The 3,022-nt window shown below is 50.3% G+C and carries 2 protein-coding genes; both read right to left on the bottom strand.

The features are described 5' to 3' along the window. Window positions 1-229: 229 nt before the first annotated feature. Window positions 230-2,566 carry a penicillin-binding protein 1C gene (pbpC, locus tag ACH2BK_RS09595; protein ID WP_394994783.1) on the bottom strand — a complete coding sequence of 779 codons (2,337 nt, stop codon included), beginning with the start codon at window positions 2,564-2,566 and terminating at the stop codon, window positions 230-232. Between the two features lie 143 nt (window positions 2,567-2,709). After that, a partial coding sequence (locus tag ACH2BK_RS09590) for a hypothetical protein (protein ID WP_395003684.1) occupies window positions 2,710-3,022 on the bottom strand: 313 nt, incomplete at its 5' end.

Below are 3,022 nucleotides of genomic sequence, written 5' to 3'. Positions count from 1 at the left end.
ATTAAATTTATAGAAAACGTGCTAGCCCAAGCGGCGTTCCTGACGCGGCTACACTAAGAGATTCTGTAACCTTGCTAGAAAACGCAGTGTATGTTCGCGTAAGCGGAGCGAGTGGCAATTCACTTGCCACGAGCGGTATCAAGTTTGTGCAACAAACTTGCATTAAATTGTAGATTCTGTCCCAAGGCCCGATGGCAATTCCCATAGCAAAGACTTGCATTGCCACCACTTAGCGCACGAGCTCAAAATTTATAGAATCTTGCGCGCCGTCCTCGCCGATGATATAGAGATGGTGCATACCCGGCGTGAGCGTGAGAGTAAAGCTCGTGCTTTGCGGCGTGGGGAGCAGCTCTGAATCCACATAGAGGAAAAACTGCTGGTTTTTGAGGTTTGCAAGGCGCACGATGAGGTTTTGCCTGCCCTCAAAGTCGATGGGCTCGATGATTTTTAAGCCATCGGTGGGGTAGATAAACTTCAGCACTCTGCTTTGTTTGGAGGCTCTTTTGAGGTGCGAGGCGATGTCGATATGCTGCGTGTTGTAATAATACAAAACATTTGTGGGCAGCTCCACGCCCCAAGTTTGCTTCGCGCTCTCAAACCCGCTATCAAGCGAGTGCAGCTCCCTGCCTTGCGCATCGCTCCAAAACACCTTGATAAATGGCGAGGGGCGCAGCGGCAGGGCGTGGGTAGGGTAGAGGGCGTGGAGTGCGGGGAGGGCGAGGGATTCTAGCTCGGGGGTTAGGCGATAGCCCGTGAGCGAATCGAGTGCGATAGGGCGCACACCCCGCGCGCTAAAGTCTGAATCTAGCCCCTCTAGCTCCCCAAGCAGCTCAAAGAGCAAGCCCCCCGCGCTTCTTGCCCCAAAGAGATTGGCATTTGGCTCGCCAGTGAAGTTCCCCACCCACACCACAAGCGTGTATCGCGGCGATGTACCCGCTGCCCACGCGTCCTTTAGCCCATAGCTCGTGCCGCTTTTCCACGCAAAAATCTTTTTGTCTTTGTGCAGATTCTCAAGCCCCACGCGCGAGAGCTGCTCCATCGCCCTAAGCGTGAGATACGCGCTCCCCTCGCTCACAAACCGCTTATTTGCAAGGCGCTCATCGCGCTGATAGTGCAAATCCTCAAACACCCCATAATTTCCCAAGCCCAGATAGATTTTTGCGATTTGCTCCACGCTCATTTCCTTAGTGCCTAAGATGAGAGAGAGCCCATAGCGCGTGTAGTTAGTGTCGCTAAAATGCAAAATGTCTTTGAGTGTGAAAAAGAACTTCTCATAGCCATATTCTTGCAAAAGCCGCACAAAAGGGATATTGAGCGATTTTTGTAGCGCGCTTTGTGCGCTTATGAGCCCATAATACTTCTTAGAGGCATTTTGGGGCGCAAAGGTGCCAAAAAACATCGGCACATCGATGAGCTTGGAGTGGGGCGCGATGAGCCCCTCATCGATACTTAGCGCATACAGCAGGGGCTTGAGCGTGGAGCCGGGCGAGCGCAGGGCTAGGATACCATCGATTTGCCCATAATTTTGTATGTCCAAAAAATCTTGTGAGCCCACATAGGCGAGCACCTCCTTGCTCTGTGTATCCACAAGGAGCGCGCTTAGATTAGCAATCCCTTCTTTTTGTAAAAGCGCGGCGTATTGCTTGGCGCGGGATTCAAATCGTTGCTGAATCTGTCTGTCTATGCTACTTGATAAAATCGCAGAATCCGCATTTTTGGACTCTCTTATAAGCCGTAGGGCGAGGTGTGGCGCGAGGTTTGTGCGGTATTGGATTTGGTGGGGGAGTGGCTCACGAAGGGCTAGGGAGAGGACTTCACGCGAAAAATGCCCCTTGTCGTGCAGGCGTTGCAGGAGGGCGTTGCGCTTGCGTTCTAGGGCTTTTGGGTTTTTTTCTAGGTTGATGAGCCCCGGAGCGTTTGGCAAAACTGCCAAAAGTGCTGCCTGCGCCCAAGTGAGCTGCTGGGCGTGCGAGGGCTCTAGCCCAAAATACAGCAGGAGCGCGCCGCTATACCCGATGATATTGCGCCCATAGGAGGCGTTGTTGAGATACATTTGCAAAATCTCATCTTTGCTATAGAGGCGCTCAAGCCGCAGGGCGTAGAGCATTTCATCGATTTTGTTTTTGTAGGTGCGGGGCTGGCGATTTAGGGATTTTGCCACCTGCATAGTGATGGTGCTAGCCCCCGCGCGCTTGCTGCGCGAGAGATTATCCCGCAGAGTGCGCGCAATGGCGAGGGGATCGACGCCGATATGGGAGAAAAACCGCCTATCCTCATACTCTAGCACCGCGATTTGGAGCTTTTGGGGTATGGGCTTAGTGGATTTGATATGCCATTGCTCATTTGGGTTTAAAAACACGCTTAGAAGCTCGCCATTGCGATCTAGGAGGATTTTGCTATATTGGGATTGAAAGGGATCTTTTGAGGTGGGGCTAGTGAGGGAGGCAAGCAGAGAATCGAGCGCATAGAATCTATGCACGCCATATACCGCGATAAGCACGCACAGCAGAGCGATAGAGCATAGAGAGATTTTCAAAACTTTCATTTGGTAAGTTTTTGCGCGCATTGCCCCTACTTTTGTTTTTGGTATTATAGCACTGCTTTGGTGCTTTTGTGCGAAGTGGCACGCGGCAGGGGTTTGTGATGATTGTGGCGGCATAATGGTGCTGGGCAATTGTAGAATCTAGCTTTTTAGAATCTGTGATGATTTTAGAATCTAAATCTGCTTTGAGATTCTCTGTGTGTTGGGGATTGTGTGGATTGTTTGGGGTTTAGATTCTGTCTTTGTGCGTTGTTTGGGGCTTGGCTTTGTGTTTGTGAATCTGTGGAAGTAGATTCTGTAAATGCCCTAGATTGTGAATCTACTTTAGTTTCCCCAAGTTCCACATTACTTAGATTCTGTCCTTGCCCATTTTTTAGAATCTCCGCGCTAGATTCTGTAGATTCTAAGTTTCTTAGAGTCGTGTTCTCACGAATACTTCCTAGATTCTCAAAATCGTTTTGTTTTTTCGCAAAAAGGGGT

The sequence above is a fragment of the uncultured Helicobacter sp. genome (assembly GCF_949282165.1).
Taxonomy (GTDB): Bacteria; Campylobacterota; Campylobacteria; order Campylobacterales; family Helicobacteraceae; genus Helicobacter_F.
This window is presented reverse-complemented; position numbering and strand designations above follow the sequence as displayed.